The sequence below is a fragment of the Agaribacterium haliotis genome, from assembly GCF_002312815.1.
In the GTDB taxonomy this organism is placed as follows: Bacteria; Pseudomonadota; Gammaproteobacteria; order Pseudomonadales; family Cellvibrionaceae; genus Agaribacterium; species Agaribacterium haliotis.
The window spans coordinates 1-15,771 of the sequence record NZ_NKQJ01000011.1 but is presented as its reverse complement, the minus strand read 5'-3'; the positions used below and the strand labels follow the sequence as shown (position 1 = coordinate 15,771).

Here is a 15,771-nt window from a genome sequence, read left to right as displayed (position 1 = left end):
TAACTGTTGAGGCTGGCTACTCATAGTAACGAAGGCTGTTCGGCCCTGGCATTTTTTGCCGCTGCCATCATCGCTTCGATTTCGTCGGCCTCTTTAGGCACAGCCGCCGTCAGTACGCGGTGCCCGTCTTTACAGATCAACACATCGTCTTCGATACGAACACCGATGCCGCGCCAACGCGCCTCAACATCTTCGTTGTCGGCGGCAATGTATATGCCTGGCTCAACCGTCATCACCATGCCCGCTTCAAGCACACGCCATTGCCCGTGAACTTTGTAGTCGCCGACATCGTGTACATCCATGCCTATCCAGTGGCCAATGCGGTGCATATAAAACGCTTTGTAGCTCTGGTTGTCGATGTTTTTCTGCACCTCGCCGTGTAATAAGCCGAGCTCAATCAGCCCTTCGGTAATCACCCGAACCGAAGCTTCGTGTGGCTCGTTCCAGTGACGCCCCGGGGCGAGCTCAGCCAGAGCGGCTTTTTGCGCTTTTAACACAAGTTCATAAATAGCGCGCTGTTCAGCGCTGAAGCGACCGCCGACGGGGAAAGTGCGTGTAATATCAGCGGCGTAACCCTGATATTCACAACCGGCATCAATCAACACTAAATCACTGGCTTTAAGCTTGGCGTTGTTTTCAATGTAGTGCAGCACGCAAGCATTGGCACCACTGCCAACGATACTGGTGTAAGCCGGCTCCCGGCCGCCGCGCATGGCGCTGTGATACTGAATAATTGCATCGAGCTGATATTCGTACATACCCGCTTCACAAGCCTTGATGGCTTCACAGTGAGCCGCCGCACTTATCTCGCCAGCTTGTTCCATCAGGCGAATTTCAGCAGCACTTTTAAACAGGCGCAGCTCGTGTAAAAAGTGATCGAGATCGAGAAACTCGCCCGGAGGGTGAGCACCGGCGCGCACTTTTTCGCGTATGGCGTTGATCCAATCCATCAGCCGCTTATCAAAATTAGCATCGCGACCCATGGCGTAATACACGCGGTCACGGCCTTCGATCAGGCCCGGAAGAATTTCATCAATATCGTCGATAGGAAAAGCATCGTCGGCGCCGTAGTCGGCAACAGCACCCGCGGGGCCAGCGCGATAGCCGTCCCAGATTTCCCGCTCTTTATCTTTATCGCGGCAAAACAGCACACACTCTCCGTGCTCGCGCCCGGGCACCAAAACTAATACAGCATCGGGCTCGGGGAAACCACTGAGATAGTTAAAGTCGCTGTCCTGACGAAACGCGTAGTGAGTATCGGCACTGCGGTGTTTTTCGTGGGCCGCCGGCACAATGGCTATGCTGTTCGCCTCCATTAGCTCCATCAATCTGCTGCGACGACGGGCGTACTCTTTTTTACTGATGCTCATTAGTGAACTACCTTGCTTGATTCCTGGTCATCTGGAGCTCGCATCTCCTGATAGATGGTCATCACTCCAGCTCGCAAGTATTCGACGAGTTCAACCAAGTCGGCCTCAGTTTCGTCTTCTTCATCTTCCACCGCTTTGACAGCCTGACTGATCTGAGCGAGATCGCGCACGACCTCGACGACGTTTTCAGGCAGGGCTTTATCTTTGTCGAGGCCACTGCAGCCAAAACCGTGCAAAAAGCCCCGGCACCAGGCGCCGAGCTCTCGAGCCCTCTCATTAATAGGGCAGCGATCGTCGGGCAACAGCGGTTCAAATTCAAATTGCTCGCTCGCCAGCGCCTCGATACACGACGAACGCAAAAACTCAATCAACAAAACTTGTTTGTCGTTTATCTCAAAGTGACTGAGGTCGCTGAACTCACGCGCGAGCTCAAGCCAGTCATCGTCGGCAGTATTTTTGCCACCTGCAACCAGGCCACAGAGCATGCCGTGTAGTTCGGCTGCCGAGCAAACTGCGCCCATAGTGAGCAGTTGATCACTCAAGCTGTGGAATTGGTACTCAAATTTCATTTCTACTTACGCCTTGTGTGAAGCATAAAAACGTTATATCTCAAGACAAAGGCTATACTTTTCTAGAATTGACATTAAGATAATCAAGATACCGTGATAGAGCATACCCTATGCCCTAGCGGATTATTTAACGCGGACATCTGCAGACTGACATTATGACTTCTTCTGTACTCGCTGAACTCGAACGGAATATCGATGCGCTAATCGTACGCTGCGCCGAGCTGGAAAGCGAAGCTCAAGCCCTGCGCGAACAAAAAGCGCAATGGCAGCAAGAGCGCGAGCAGCTGATCGAAAAAAATCAGGAAGCGCGCAGTCGCGTTGAAGCTATGATTACTCATCTTAAGAGCTTGAGCAACACGGAGCAGGCCGCCTCATGAGCGACGAAAACCGCGTTACCGTTAATATACTCGATAAAGATTACCAAGTTGCCTGCTCTCCCGACGAGCGCCACGACCTGATGCGCGCAGCCAGCGAACTCGATGCGCGCATGCGCGCGGTGCGCAAAAGCGGCACAATTATCGGTGTCGAGCGCATCGCAATTATGGTTGCACTGAATCTCTGTCACGAGCTGATGCAGGGCAAAGCGGCAGACAACAGCGCCGATTTAAGCCGCCTCAATCAAAAATTAGCGTCGGCACTAGCGGGCCACTGATCTTGCAGCCTTGTTTTTAACTAGCAAGCCAATCATCGATCACAACAGTAAAAGTTCCACTTCTCAACAGTCATCGAAGCTTTTTTTGATCCAGGGCCAAAGCCACAATTGTCAAGACTGTTTCGCCGTCTAGCCAGTGTTATACTGTATGCAACCTGGGGTGTTTGCCAGTTGGCTGAATCCCTGAGCTGATAATACCGACCCCGGAGTTTGCTCGTGCGTGGGAGTGCAGGTCCGCTTTGCGGAAAGCCCGATACGTTACAGCGACCTCCCCCTTGAACTTTACAGTTCAAGGTAAGGCTGACAGCGGCACTTCCGGGCCTCCACTTCTTGTTAACGTTGCATGTCCGCTACCGAACTCTCCGCCCGCAAACACCAGCTTCGCAAACAAGTGCGCCAGCGCCGCCGCCGCTTGAGCCAAGCTCAGCAATTGCGAGCAGCACAGACAATCTGCCGGCGCTTGAGTAGCCTGCGTTTTTTTCAAAAAGCCAAACATATTGCTCTGTACCTGCCCAACGATGGCGAAATAAGTGCGCTACCGCTTGTTCATTTAAGCTGGCGCTACGGCAAGCATTGTTATTTGCCCCGCGTAGTTGGCCAAAACATGTCTTTTATGCGCTACCGCAAAGGCGACACACTGCAAAACAATGACTTTGGTATTGCCGAGCCATCGGCGACAAGTGATCAGATAGATGCCCGCAAACTAGACTTAGTCTGCATGCCGTTGGTTGCCTATGATTTAAGTGGCAATAGACTGGGAATGGGAGGAGGATTTTACGATCGCAGCTTTGCTTTTCGCAGCCAGCGACATATAAGGCGCCCAATCTTGGTTGGGCTGGCGCACGCCTGCCAATGTGTCGACGAGCTTCCGACCGAAACCTGGGACCAGAAGCTCGACTACATAGTCAGTGACAAGCACTGGCTAAAATTCAACGCGTAAGTTTTCCTTAACGCTTAAGACTACTTCCCTGAAAACCGCGCTGCAGATCGCTCGGTACTTCCGCCTTCGGCGAAAACATATCCGTAACACCGAGACCACTGAGCAACAGGCCGATGACAAACACCGCCGCTGCCGCTGTCAACGTATCCGATTTCATAAGTGTTCACCTTATAATTTTTAATATTTCTGTAACCGCAGGCAAACAATTGCAGGAAGCATACCTGATAGCGTCATCTTCGCCGAACTAGCTGAATTATGTGAACCAGTTCTCTCCAAAGCTCCGAAAACACCCTACTAAAGTTTGGCACAGCCATATAATTAGCTGCTATTAAAACCTGATTATGTGAAAGTTCTAGGGCACTTGTCACATTTTTTTCGAAAACATGCAGAAAAAGCGAGCAAGGCGCTCAAATATAGAGCAGCGTCAACTTTGAACGCGCCCCGTCAAGCACAAAAAGAAGGCTCGGCGCACGCGATGCATGCACCAAAGTCAGGATTTAGAAGATCCAGCCGAATTGCAGGCCGCCGCCTTTGATATCTCCACCGGAGCTGTAACCCAGATCGGCGACAATACGTCCCACTTGCAAACCAAGGCCCATACTAAGCTGGTCTTCGCGATTGCCGGCCTGATCGCTGCGCCAACCTCCGCGCAGCGACAGATATTTGATTGGGCGTAATTCCATACCCAGGCTCAGGTCTTGTGAGGCCGCCTCGCTGCCGACACTTTCGTTTTCGTGCAGGTCGTAGTCGAGCGCAAGGCTCAACCACTTGCGCTCAAAGGCCAGGCCCAGGCGGGTGCGCGCCTCAGTAGTGACAACTAAACCAGAACCCGCTTCATAATCTTGAGGAGCCAGATCTTTGGAGGCCAGGGCGAGGCGAACATAAGAGCCGAGATCGATTGCCGCGCCGAGGTCAATGTTGGCCGCATAGTGTGTGCGCGAATCTTCGCTGTAATTCAGGCTGGTATTGCTGTAAGTGAGATTTTCACTGAAAACATCAACTCGCATCAGCTTGGGCGTCGCCCCCAGCGCAAAGTGCTGTCCCCAAAGTTTAAACTCTTTACTAAAGGACAGCCCCCACTCGGCAAAGCCGAGCGACGCAACCCGCGCGGTCGACGCTATACGCTCACTTGGGTTGATCAAACTACCGTCTTCATTAAACAGCTCGGGGTGCACGGCCCCCTCGGCTCCGGCACTGGCAACAAAGCGCATCGCTTCGACATAGTCATCGAGCAAGTCAAAGTCGGCATCTTCCAATGTCGCCTTGCCACCACCGACAGCGCGCACACCAAAATAAAAAGCCCCGCCAGCGCGGTGGCCGGGCTCACTGATACTAAAGCCAACAAAGGCGTCGCCATCGATACTGCTGTCGTCAATATCTTCGAGCGATGTGCGCAAATCACTGGCTAGCGACGCCACAAGCTCCGCTCGCTGTGTGGACGGCGCAGCATTAAAGGAGTCCGCCGCTCGCTGTAAATCAATGTCGAGAGCATCGTTGATTTTGTCATAGTTATCGCTGGCATTGTCTTTGAGTTGAGCGACGGCAATTGGCAAATACACTCGCCCGTTGCGCGTGTCCTCTTCGCGGCCATCGTAAAATGCAAGCAGGGCCGGATTGTAAAACTGAGCTTGCTGCGCTTTCGCAACAGCGACAGAAGCCCCACCCATTGCCAGTGCGCGGGCATCGTAAATGCCGTAGTCGAGAGCGGAGCCGATGGTGGGCAGGCCCATAGTTAGGCCGCTGGCCAGCGCACATAGGACTTTGGCGCGAAACTTCATACAATGTACTCTTAATCTTGGGGCTTAAAGCATGGGGTTTAAAGCAATGCTTAGTGTAACAAGGCTTGCTAAACCGCCCGAAACACAATTCACACTTTAGTACCCTATTGCACCTTTGCTCACTTACCCTGATTGATAGCGCATTTATGACCGAGCTCCCTTTAGCCCTGTACATACATATTCCGTGGTGTTTAAAAAAGTGCCCGTACTGTGACTTTAACTCCCATCAAAAAAATGCTGAGTTACCCCACGAGGCCTATGTCGATGCGCTCTGCGAAGATCTTGAACAAGACTTAAGCTACGTCCAACAGCGCAAAATCGAGAGCATCTTTTTTGGTGGGGGCACCCCGAGCTTACTCAGCAGCAAAGCCCTAAGCAGATTGATGCAACAGCTGCGCAGCAGTTTAGACTTTGCCAGCGATATTGAAGTCAGCCTCGAATGCAACCCGGGTACGGCCGAATACAGCGACTTTGACGCACTGCTAAATGCAGGCGTTAACCGTCTGAGTTTTGGCGCGCAGAGTTTCGACGATCTGCAATTGCAACAGCTCGGGCGCGTGCACTCGGCGGCTGAAACCCATATTGCCGTCAACAAAGCCAAAGCCGCAGGTTTTGATAACTTTAATATCGACTTGATGCACAGCCTGCCGGGCCAGCGCCCAGACGATGCGCTGCGCGATATCGAAAACGCCTTGGCGCTCGAGCCCACTCACCTGAGCTGGTATCAACTTACCATCGAGCCCAATACTGCCTTTCACAAACAAGCCCCGGTGCTGCCCAGCGATGATGTCAGCACCGAAATCTATGAGCGCGGACTGAGCTTGCTCGAACACAGCGGCTTTTCTCAATACGAAATCAGCGCCTACGCAAGCCCGGGCCACCAAGCCAGGCACAATTTGAACTACTGGCAATTTGGCGACTACCTCGCTCTCGGCGCCGGTGCCCACGGTAAGATCACCGATTTCAAGACCGGTAAAATCCTGCGCTATCAAAAAACGCGAACGCCCGAAGACTACCTAAATAAAAGGCCCAGCCGCAGCAGCAAAATAACTAGCGTCGACGAGGCCGAGCTCGCGCTTGAATTTATGATGAACGCACTGCGTTTAAATGCCGGTGTACCGAGCGCTTTCTTTGAACAGCGATGCATGCTCGACTTCAGCAAAATCGCCGTTAAGATAGAAAGCCTGAGGCAGCGCGGCCTGCTTGTTGAAGATAAGCAGCGCCTGCAGTGCAGTGAACTCGGCCGGCGCTGGCTGAACACTGTGCTCAGCGAATTTATGACACACTGAAGTGCTACACTAAAAAAGCCGATTTATCGGTAAAACCAAGGACAGGGCTGGTCTGTTCCAGCCGGAGCATCGTCACATTTATGAGCCGCTTGGCAGAAAAATTTGCAAACCAAACCCTGGCTCAGAAGCTACTTCTAATCGCCCTGCTGTTAGGTACCCTTGTCGCCATCGCCGGCGTTTTTTTGCAAACAGCATTATTTCGCTACGAATTTAACACCGAGCTGCGCAGCCAGCTCGAGCAAGCAGTGCGCCTGACCAGCCCGGCTTTGATTCACCACCTCGACGACAACGACCCCGAGCAAGCCCGCGCGGTTCTGCGCGATCTGGCCCAAACACCGGTAATTTCAGAGGTGCGCTTTCTCAGCTCCGGCAGTTGGCGCTACTATCAATTTGAAGCGGAAAACCCAAACCGCAGCTATTTTATTTCCGACGGCTCTGAATTTCGCTATCAAGTCAAAAGCCCGCACAGCAGTGGCCAGGCCCAGCTTCTTATCCAGGCGCACCCAGACCCTTTTCTCGAGCGCTCGAGCCAGATTGTTTTAATCAGCGTCGCCATCAACGTCGCCATTATTTTCTTGATTGCCATCGGCATGTTGCTGAGCGTGCGCAAGTTGGTGCTTGTGCACCTAGATAACATCGCCAACTACGCGCGCCACCTCGGTGTCGACAACTTAAGTGAGGCACTGCGCTTAAATCGCCCACAAAAAGAACAGGCTATCGACGAGCTCGATCACGTTGTCGACGCCTTTGAACAGATGCGCACTCAGTTGATTCAGGATTTAGACCAGCGCCGGGCCATGGAGCTGGCACTTATGGCAGAGAAAGAAGAGAAGCTTGAAACCCGCAAGCTGATTGAGAGTGCCAAAGCCAGTGACCGCGCCAAAAGCCAGTTTATTGCGACCATGAGCCACGAAATTCGCACGCCGATGAACGGTGTTATGGGCATGGTGGAAATGCTGCGCGGCACCGAGCTCGACCAGGAGCAGCAGCACTACGTTGAGGTCATCAATCGCAGTGGCGAATCGCTGATGACCATCATCAACGATATTCTCGACTACAGCAAAATTGAAGCGGGCAAGCTCGGCCTCGAATACATCGAATACGACCTCTACGAACTGGTCGGCGACTGCATCCAACTGTTTTCCGGCAACGCCCAGGGGCGCAATATTGCACTGATGGCCAATATCGCGCCCGATACCCCGCGCTTTTGTATAGGCGACCCCACCCGGTTGCGCCAGGTCTTGGTCAACTTGATAGGCAACGCGTTTAAATTTACCGAAGAGGGCAGCGTGTTTATTGAGGTCGGCCTGCTATCAAGCCCCGACGAAGAGCAGCACCTGCTGCATTTTTCTGTTGGCGACAGCGGCATCGGCATCGAACCCGAAGTTCAAGAGAGTATTTTTGAGGCCTTTAAACAGGCCGACAGCAGCACAACCCGCCGCTTTGGCGGCACCGGCCTCGGCTTGGCTATCTGCCGCCAATTAGTGGAACTGATGGACGGGCGCCTCGGTTTGCACAGCGAGCCCGATCACGGCTCAACATTTTGGTTCACCATACGTTCCGGCAAGGTCGACGCCTTAAATGAGCACGCACCGAGCTGCAGCCTGGCGCTGTCAAACAAACGCCTGCTCTACGTGCATCCAACCGATTTTATGGACGAGGCCCTGCGCCAACACGCCGCGCAGAACAATCTGCGGGTGCTGATCTACCGCGATGCCGACATCGCCCTAGCCGAATTGCGCAGTGGCAACAGCCATATTGATTTTATTCTGCTGTCGCAAAGCCTAAATGGCAGCAGCGGTTTGCATATTGCGCATAAAATTCGCGAACTCGACGCTTATTTCGAGACACCGATCATCATGCTGACCAACGAGCAGAGCTCGTCGTTTAGCCTCGAGGAGCTGATGCCAATCAGCTCACTGCTGCGCCGCCCGTGCATGGTTTCTCGCATTATTGAAGTCTGCCTTTCGGAAGCTTCGGGTATCAGCCTCAATCAGCTAATGCCAACCTGCAACCCGAGCGAACCCAAAAAAGTTGATTTAAACGTATTGGTAGCCGAAGACAATATTGTCAATCGCATGGTGATCGAAGGGCTACTCGAAAAACTCAATATCAAGCCGGATTTCAGCGAAGATGGGCTCAAAGTTGTCGAACGCTACTGCAAGCTCGATAAAAAATACGACCTTATTTTTATGGATTGTGAAATGCCCAATATGGACGGCTTTGAAGCGACCTTAAAAATCCGCCGCTGGGAAAGCGACCGGGGCAGCCCGCACGTGCCGATTATCGCACTGACTGCGCACGTCGAAGCCGAGCACCGCCAGCGCGTTCACGATGTCGGCATGAATTATTATGTCAGTAAACCTGTCACCCTCGAAAAAATCTCTGAAGCTCTAAGTGTTGTCGGTGTCGCCTGAGCTTCGCTCGAGTTGAAAGCTTAGTCATCGAGTTCTGCGCGCAAATGTCTTGCACGAATCTTATCCAGCAATGGCAGCAGCAGCTTTTTAGTCAAAACCGGTACCGCAACTAATAACAACAGCGTACAAACGATGCTCGGCGACAATACGCTGCGCACACTGAATTCGTCGAGACCGGCAATGCTGGTACCGAGATTGACATAAATCGCCAGCACCGGCAGTAAACCCAGCTGGGTGATGACATAAAACTTCCACGCGGGCATACGACTCAAGCCAAAGACGGGGCTGATAACAAAAAAGGGAATGACCGGTATCATGCGCAGGGAAAACAAATACAGGCCGCCGTCCTGGTCAATGCGTTCATCCATCTCGTGCATAAAGTGTTGAAAACGCCGCTCTGCCCAGTCGCGAAATAAAAAGCGCGAAATCAGCATGCCCAGTGTCGCCCCAATGGCAGTGGCAAAACTGACCGCAACTGTGCCGACAACTAAACCAAAGAGCAGGCCAGCGCTGACCGTAAGCGGCCCTATGCCCGGTACACTCGCAGTCGCCACAACCACCACCACAGCAAAATACAGTAACAGCGCAAGCCAATAATTTTGCTGAACCAAGCTTTGCAGGCGTTCAATATCGGCAAAACGCTGCAATTCCAGGTGTACAAACAGCGTCGACAGCCCCAACAAAACCGCAACAACAAAAACAGATTTTAGTGAAACAAGCTTTTTCATAGCTGCCAGCATGCCGAGCAATGCCATAAGAAGCAATGCGTGCACGCCCGTTGTTAGCGCTGCCATTAATAATGCGAAGCAGAATAAAGCTTAGAATCGGCCACAGTTAACAATTCCAGATAACTTCATCTTATCGAAGGAAATATGTGTTTTGATAGCAACTCAGAGCCAAGCTTGCCGCTAACAGCGGCTTAGCAAAGTCAAAAGGCATATAATCAGTTTTTCTTGTGCCCAGTCTTTAACGGAAAAAAACGACCGCGAATGAGCCCTCAGACGACAACCGACGCAAATCACTTAGACAACCCCGATTATTATTTAAACAGGGAGCTCAGCCACCTGAGTTTTAACCAGCGTGTGCTCGCCCAAGCCCTGGATCACAAACACCCCCTGCTTGAACGGCTCAAGTTTTTATTGATTTTCAGCTCTAATCTCGACGAATTTTTTGAGATTCGGGTGGCCGGTTTAATGCAGAGTATTCGTTTTGAGCGCGAAACAAAGGGCCTCGACGGCGCCCACCCAAAGCAGGTGCTCAGTGAAATTAGCCGCATCTGCCACGATGTTGTCGATGAGCAATATAAAATTCTCAACGACACACTGATTCCCGAGCTCGCGAAAGAGGGCATTAGTTTTTTGCGCCGCAACCAGTGGACCGAAGAGCAGAGCCAGTGGGTGGCCAATTACGTTGAAAAAGAAGTGCTGCCAATTACCAGCCCAATCGGCCTGGACCCTGCACACCCCTTCCCGCGACTGGTGAACAAAAGCCTCAACTTTATTGTTGAGCTAGACGGCAACGACGCTTTTGGCCGCGACCTGAACTATGCCATTATTCCCGCTCCGCGCTCTTTGCCACGGGTCATCCCTCTGCCGCCGGAGCTGCGTGAAAAAGGCCGCTACGACTTTGTATTTCTGTCGTCGATGATTCACGAGCACGCCGACAAGCTCTTCAGCGGCATGGAAGTAAAAGGCTGCTATCAGTTCCGGGTCACCCGCAACGCCGATCTCGATGTCGATGTCGAGGGCATCGCCGATCTCGCCCGCGCGCTGCGCGGCGAACTGCACTCGCGCCGCTTTGGCCGCGCTGTGCGCCTCGAAGTCGCCGATAACTGCCCCGAGCACCTCGAAGACTACTTGCTTAAACAGACAGGCCTGAGCCAGGATGAGCTCTACCGCGTCAACGGGCCGGTCAACCTCAAGCGCTTGTTTTCCGTGCCGAGCCTGGTAAACCGCCCCGACCTGCTCTATCCCCCGTTTACCCCAAAGCTGCCAAAGGGCCTGAGCCGCAAAGACAATATCTTTGATGCACTGGCTAAAAAGGACTATCTACTGCTGCACCCCTACGAGAGTTTCACTCCCGTTGTAGAGTTTTTGCGCCAGGCCTCTAAAGACCCCAGCGTCATTGCCATCAAACAAACGCTGTACCGCAGCGACGACAAAAGTGCCATTGTCAGCGCCCTGGTCGATGCCGCCCGTGCAGGCAAAGAGGTCACCGCCGTCGTCGAGTTGCGCGCCCGCTTTGACGAAGAGGAAAACCTCGAGCTCGCCTCCCGTCTACAAGAGGCCGGTGCGGTTGTGGTCTACGGCGTAGTCGGCTACAAGACCCACGCCAAAATGATGATGATCGTGCGCCGCGAGGGCGAACAGATCAAGCGCTACGTGCACTTAGGCACCGGCAACTATCACAGCGGCAACGCCCGTCTCTATACAGATTACAGCTTGCTCAGCGCCGACGAAGATCTCGGCGACGACGTGCACAAAGTTTTCCAGCTGCTGACGTCGATGGGCAAAAACGACAAGCTCAACAAGATCTTGCACGCGCCGTTTACCTTGCGCCGCCAGCTTATTCGCATGATAGATAACGAAATCAAGGTACAAAAAGAAGGCGGCAAAGGCCGCATCATACTCAAGTGCAACGGCCTGACCGAAACCAAAGTCATCCAGGCCCTGATTCGCGCCTCTCAAGCCGGTGTACAGATCGATTTGGTCATTCGCGGCATGTGCTGCCTGCGCCCCGGTATTGAAGGCGTTACCGACAATATTCGCATTCACAGCATAGTCGGGCGTCTACTCGAGCACACGCGGGTCTATTATTTTGCCAATCACAGCCCCAACGTCTACTGCGCCAGTGCCGACTTAATGGAACGCAATTTGGTGCGCCGCGTTGAAACCTGCTTCCCAATTACTCAGCCTTCACTGACCGAGCGTGTTATCAAAGAGCTTGAGTATCACTGCGAGGACGGTGAAAACCGCTGGCAGCTAAACGACCAGGGTATTTACACACACGTGGAAGACGAAGAGCACCAGGGCGCACAGCAGCGTTTGCTGGCGGAACTGACGGGCTACCAGCATAGCTGAGTTACGCATAAAGAGGTAATAAATGCCACGGCTAGTGTGACGCTATCGAAGCTATAAATACTGGCTATGCATCAACTATTGTCAGCAACTGCGCCTGTCCTTATTATTAGCGCCTTTCTGACCCCCTTAACCCGGAGAATACTTATGAGCGATGCCATCGTGCACGTTAGCGACTCAAGCTTCGAAGAAGAAGTTCTGAAGGCAGAGCCACCGGTTCTGGTTGATTTTTGGGCAGCCTGGTGTGGCCCCTGTAAAATGATTGCCCCTGTTCTTGACGAGCTGGCCGGCGAGTACGGCGACAAGATCAAGATCTGCAAAATGGACGTTGATGCCAACAAAGAAACACCGGCTAAGTTCAACATCCGCGGCATTCCAACCCTGATGATCTTCAAAGGCGGCAACGCTGAAGGCACCAAGGTTGGCGCCCTGTCTAAAGCTCAATTAAAAGAGTTTATCGACAGCGCTTTGTAAGCCTTATTTGAGGTGGGCCAAACAGCCCACCTCAACTACTTGCACTGATCTACAAGTTCGCTATACTCCTCAAGACTGTCGTTCGCACAGCATTAGTATCTTTCCCCGAATCTTCACTTGTCTCTAATTTTCGAAGTTCTGCTGTAGCTTCAGCAAAGGGAAAGCCTAAATCGCCCTCTTCCGTGTCTGACAGCATGCTCCACTGACTGCGCCGTGCCAAAACTTAACACAACGCAAACATCACATGGCTTCGAGCCTTTAACATTTCCAAACGACAGATACCTACCTTGAGCACAGATAACAACAACCCGGAACAACTCAGCTTCGACAAAAACGATAAAAGCTTTCAGCGCAACAAGAAGCCTGGCCCACGCCCCAGGCCGAAAGCCAAACCGGCGCCGAAACGTGACGGTGATGCCGAGCTTATGAACCTGACAGACTTAAAGAAAAAGCCAATTGAGTCGCTGATTGAAACTGCCAAAGAAATGGGCATGGACAATCTGGCCCGCTCGCGCAAGCAGGATGTAATTTTTAACATTCTGAAAAAGCACGCGCGCAGCGGTGAAGACATCTACGGCGACGGTGTGTTGGAAATCCTGCAAGACGGTTTTGGTTTCCTGCGTTCAGCGGACTCAAGCTACCTGGCCGGCCCCGATGATATCTACGTAAGCCCGAGCCAGATCCGCCGCTTTAACCTGCGTACCGGTGACTACATTCAAGGTAAAATTCGCCCACCTAAAGAAGGCGAGCGTTATTTTGCGCTGCTTAAAGTTGATCAGATCAACTTCGACAAGCCAGAAAATTCGCGCAACAAAATTCTATTTGAAAACCTTACCCCATTGTTCCCCGATCAGCGCCTGCCGCTGGAAGCCGGTAATGGTTCTTCTGAAGATTTAACCGGTCGTATCATCGACCTGATCAGCCCCATCGGTAAAGGTCAGCGCGCGCTGATTGTTGCGCCGCCTAAGGCTGGTAAAACCATTATGATGCAGAACGTTGCCCAGGCAATTACCCGCAACAACCCTGAGTGTCATCTAATTGTTCTGCTGATCGACGAGCGTCCGGAAGAAGTGACCGAGATGCAGCGCAGCGTGCGCGGCGAAGTTGTCGCCTCGACTTTTGACGAGCCACCTTCGCGTCACGTTCAGGTTGCCGAGATGGTCATCGAGCGCGCCAAACGTTTGGTTGAGCACAAAAAAGATGTTGTCATCCTGCTCGACTCAATCACTCGCCTGGCCCGCGCTTACAACACCGTAATTCCAAGCTCCGGTAAAGTTCTGACCGGTGGTGTCGACGCCCACGCGCTTGAGCGCCCTAAGCGTTTCTTCGGTGCTGCGCGTAATATTGAAGAAGGCGGTAGCCTCTCTATTATCGCGACCTCACTGATCGATACCGGTTCAAAAATGGATGAGGTTATTTACGAGGAGTTTAAAGGTACCGGTAACCTTGAACTGCACCTCGACCGCCGCATTGCTGAGAAGCGTGTCTACCCTGCAATCAATGTTCGCCGCTCCGGTACTCGTCGCGAAGATCTGTTGATGCGCGAAGATGAGCTGCAACGCGTTTGGATTCTGCGCAAGCTTCTGCACGATATGGAAGATTTGCCAGCAACTGAATTCTTGATTGAGCGACTGAAGAATTTTAAAACCAATGACGAGTTCTTTATGTCAATGAAGTCAAAATAATCCACTGCGATTATTGACTCGTATTACCTATAAGCCTCTGTCTCGACAGGGGCTTATTTGTTTATAGAATACGCGAATACACTGGTTTATTAATCGAGACCGCCACAACTCAAGGAAAGGCCCTCAGGGCACGCTCTAAATGTCCCTATGCGCTTGGCTTGCCGCTCCCGGCGGCAAACATCCCTTCGCACCTTTCCTTGAATTATGGCTCAGTGCCGACCACCGCTTAGTCGTATCGACAAAATTGGATCGGAGTAAAAACCGGGGGCAGAGTCAGTGGCCCTACCCCAAATTTAGATACAAGGAAACACCGTGGCTTTTAAAGACTTGCGTGAATTTCTGGCTCAACTTGAAAACAAAGGCCAGCTTGTTCGAATTAAACAGGAAATCAGCGCTGAGCTGGAGATGACTGAAATCTGTGACCGCACTCTGCGCGCAGGTGGTCCGGCACTGTTGTTTGAAAATGTTACCGGTCACAGCATGCCGGTGCTCGGCAACTTATTCGGCACGCCCGAGCGTGTGGCTATGGCGATGGGGCAAGACAGTGTTGATGCGCTGCGTGAAGTTGGTGAGTTACTCGCGTTTTTAAAAGAACCCGAGCCGCCAGAAGGTGTGAAAGACGCCTGGTCTAAGTTGCCAATATTTAAACAGGTTTTAAATATGGCGCCGAAGGAAGTTAAAAAAGGCCTCTGCCAACAAGTTGTGCTTAAAGGCGACGAAGTTAATCTCGATAATATTCCTATCCAAACTTGCTGGCCCGGCGATGCGGCGCCGCTGGTTACCTGGCCATTGGTAATTACCAAAGGCCCAAATAAAAAACGCCAGAACCTCGGCATCTACCGTATGCAAAAAATCGGGCGCAATAAATTGATTATGCGCTGGCTCAGCCACCGCGGTGGCGCTCTGGACTTTCAGGAATTTCAAAAACTCTATCCCGGTGAGCGCTATCCGGTAAGCATCGCCCTGGGCGCCGATCCGGCGACAACACTTGGAGCCGTCACTCCGGTTCCCGATACTTTAAGTGAATACGCATTTGCCGGTTTACTGCGCGGAGCTAAAACGGAAGTTTGCAAAAGCTTAACCAACGAACTGCAAGTTCCTGCCACCGCAGAAATTATTCTGGAGGGCTGGTTAGAGCCTGGCGAGCTTGCCGACGAAGGCCCCTTTGGAGACCACACAGGCTATTACAACGAAGTTGAAAAGTTTCCGGTTTTTACCGTCGGCACTATAAGCATGCGCAAAGATGCGATTTATCACAGCACCTATACCGGCCGCCCGCCCGATGAGCCGGCGGTACTCGGTCTCGCATTAAATGAAGTGTTTGTGCCGCTGATCAAAAAACAGTTTCCAGAGATCGTAGACTTTTACCTGCCACCGGAAGGCTGTTCCTATCGCATGGCCGTAGTCACCATTAAAAAAGCCTATCCCGGCCACGCCAAGCGCATTATGCTCGGTGTTTGGTCTTACTTGCGCCAGTTTATGTACACCAAGTTTGTTATTGTCACCGATGACGACGTCAA

At 52.3% G+C, this 15,771-nt stretch carries 14 protein-coding genes and 1 other RNA gene; 10 read left to right on the top strand and 5 right to left on the bottom strand.

All coding sequences use genetic code 11. The features are described 5' to 3' along the window. Positions 1 to 20 precede the first annotated feature (20 nt). Positions 21 to 1,370 (bottom strand): Xaa-Pro aminopeptidase, encoded by a 1,350-nt coding sequence (gene pepP, locus CFK45_RS13195; RefSeq protein ID WP_096086921.1) that lies wholly within the window; start codon positions 1,368 to 1,370, stop codon positions 21 to 23. Then, positions 1,370 to 1,939 carry a UPF0149 family protein gene (locus CFK45_RS13190; RefSeq protein ID WP_096086920.1) on the bottom strand — a complete coding sequence of 190 codons (570 nt, stop codon included), beginning with the start codon at positions 1,937 to 1,939 and terminating at the stop codon, positions 1,370 to 1,372. The genes pepP and CFK45_RS13190 overlap by 1 nt, the downstream gene beginning before the upstream one ends. Positions 1,940 to 2,094: 155 nt before the next feature. Here CFK45_RS13190 and CFK45_RS13185 point away from each other — a divergent pair, with 155 nt between their 5' ends. The 4 genes from CFK45_RS13185 (at position 2,095) to CFK45_RS13170 (ending at position 3,531) form a co-directional block, all read left to right on the top strand. Beyond that, entirely contained in the window at positions 2,095 to 2,316 is a 222-nt protein-coding gene (locus tag CFK45_RS13185; RefSeq protein ID WP_096086919.1) for a TIGR02449 family protein, read from the top strand. Further along, positions 2,313 to 2,591: a cell division protein ZapA gene (locus tag CFK45_RS13180; RefSeq protein ID WP_096086918.1), complete on the top strand. Its 279-nt coding sequence runs from the start codon at positions 2,313 to 2,315 to the stop codon at positions 2,589 to 2,591. The genes CFK45_RS13185 and CFK45_RS13180 overlap by 4 nt, the downstream gene beginning before the upstream one ends. Before the next feature lie 149 nt (positions 2,592 to 2,740). Continuing rightward, a non-coding RNA gene (gene ssrS / locus CFK45_RS13175) (6S RNA) lies at positions 2,741 to 2,917 on the top strand. A 17-nt stretch (positions 2,918 to 2,934) separates the two neighbouring features. Continuing rightward, positions 2,935 to 3,531, top strand: a complete 597-nt coding sequence (locus CFK45_RS13170) for a 5-formyltetrahydrofolate cyclo-ligase (RefSeq protein WP_096086917.1) — start codon at positions 2,935 to 2,937, stop codon at positions 3,529 to 3,531. A gap of 7 nt (positions 3,532 to 3,538) precedes the next feature. Here CFK45_RS13170 and CFK45_RS18490 read toward each other — a convergent pair whose 3' ends face one another. Both CFK45_RS18490 and traF read right to left on the bottom strand, forming a co-directional pair. Beyond that, positions 3,539 to 3,688, bottom strand: coding sequence for a hypothetical protein (locus CFK45_RS18490; protein ID WP_158224702.1), 150 nt, complete (start codon positions 3,686 to 3,688; stop codon positions 3,539 to 3,541). 340 nt (positions 3,689 to 4,028) lie between these two features. Continuing rightward, on the bottom strand, positions 4,029 to 5,309 hold the full coding sequence (traF, locus tag CFK45_RS13165; protein ID WP_096086916.1) for a conjugal transfer protein TraF: 1,281 nt from the start codon (positions 5,307 to 5,309) through the stop codon (positions 4,029 to 4,031). Positions 5,310 to 5,455: 146 nt separating this feature from the next. Between traF and hemW the strand changes: the two genes are divergently transcribed. Next, a complete protein-coding gene (gene hemW, locus CFK45_RS13160; protein ID WP_096086915.1) occupies positions 5,456 to 6,598 on the top strand; it encodes a radical SAM family heme chaperone HemW in 1,143 nt (380 codons plus the stop codon). 80 nt (positions 6,599 to 6,678) lie between these two features. Further along, the gene (locus CFK45_RS13155; RefSeq protein WP_096086914.1) at positions 6,679 to 9,015 is read left to right on the top strand and encodes a response regulator; all 2,337 of its coding nucleotides are present in this window, start codon (positions 6,679 to 6,681) and stop codon (positions 9,013 to 9,015) included. A 20-nt stretch (positions 9,016 to 9,035) separates the two neighbouring features. Here the strand turns inward: CFK45_RS13155 and CFK45_RS13150 are convergent, their stop codons facing one another. Next, positions 9,036 to 9,743 (bottom strand): TVP38/TMEM64 family protein, encoded by a 708-nt coding sequence (locus tag CFK45_RS13150; protein WP_158224701.1) that lies wholly within the window; start codon positions 9,741 to 9,743, stop codon positions 9,036 to 9,038. A 261-nt stretch (positions 9,744 to 10,004) separates the two neighbouring features. On the opposite strand from CFK45_RS13150, the gene ppk1 reads away from it, so the two are divergent. The 4 genes from ppk1 to CFK45_RS13130 form a co-directional block, all read left to right on the top strand. Next, the gene (ppk1, locus tag CFK45_RS13145; protein ID WP_096086912.1) at positions 10,005 to 12,095 is read left to right on the top strand and encodes a polyphosphate kinase 1; all 2,091 of its coding nucleotides are present in this window, start codon (positions 10,005 to 10,007) and stop codon (positions 12,093 to 12,095) included. 144 nt (positions 12,096 to 12,239) lie between these two features. Then, positions 12,240 to 12,566 carry a thioredoxin TrxA gene (gene trxA, locus CFK45_RS13140; protein WP_096086911.1) on the top strand — a complete coding sequence of 109 codons (327 nt, stop codon included), beginning with the start codon at positions 12,240 to 12,242 and terminating at the stop codon, positions 12,564 to 12,566. Positions 12,567 to 12,991: 425 nt separating this feature from the next. Continuing rightward, positions 12,992 to 14,251: a transcription termination factor Rho gene (rho, locus tag CFK45_RS13135; RefSeq protein ID WP_096087072.1), complete on the top strand. Its 1,260-nt coding sequence runs from the start codon at positions 12,992 to 12,994 to the stop codon at positions 14,249 to 14,251. Between the two features lie 312 nt (positions 14,252 to 14,563). Continuing rightward, positions 14,564 to 15,771 (top strand): UbiD family decarboxylase (locus CFK45_RS13130; RefSeq protein WP_096086910.1); only part of this gene is annotated, 1,208 nt, incomplete at its 3' end.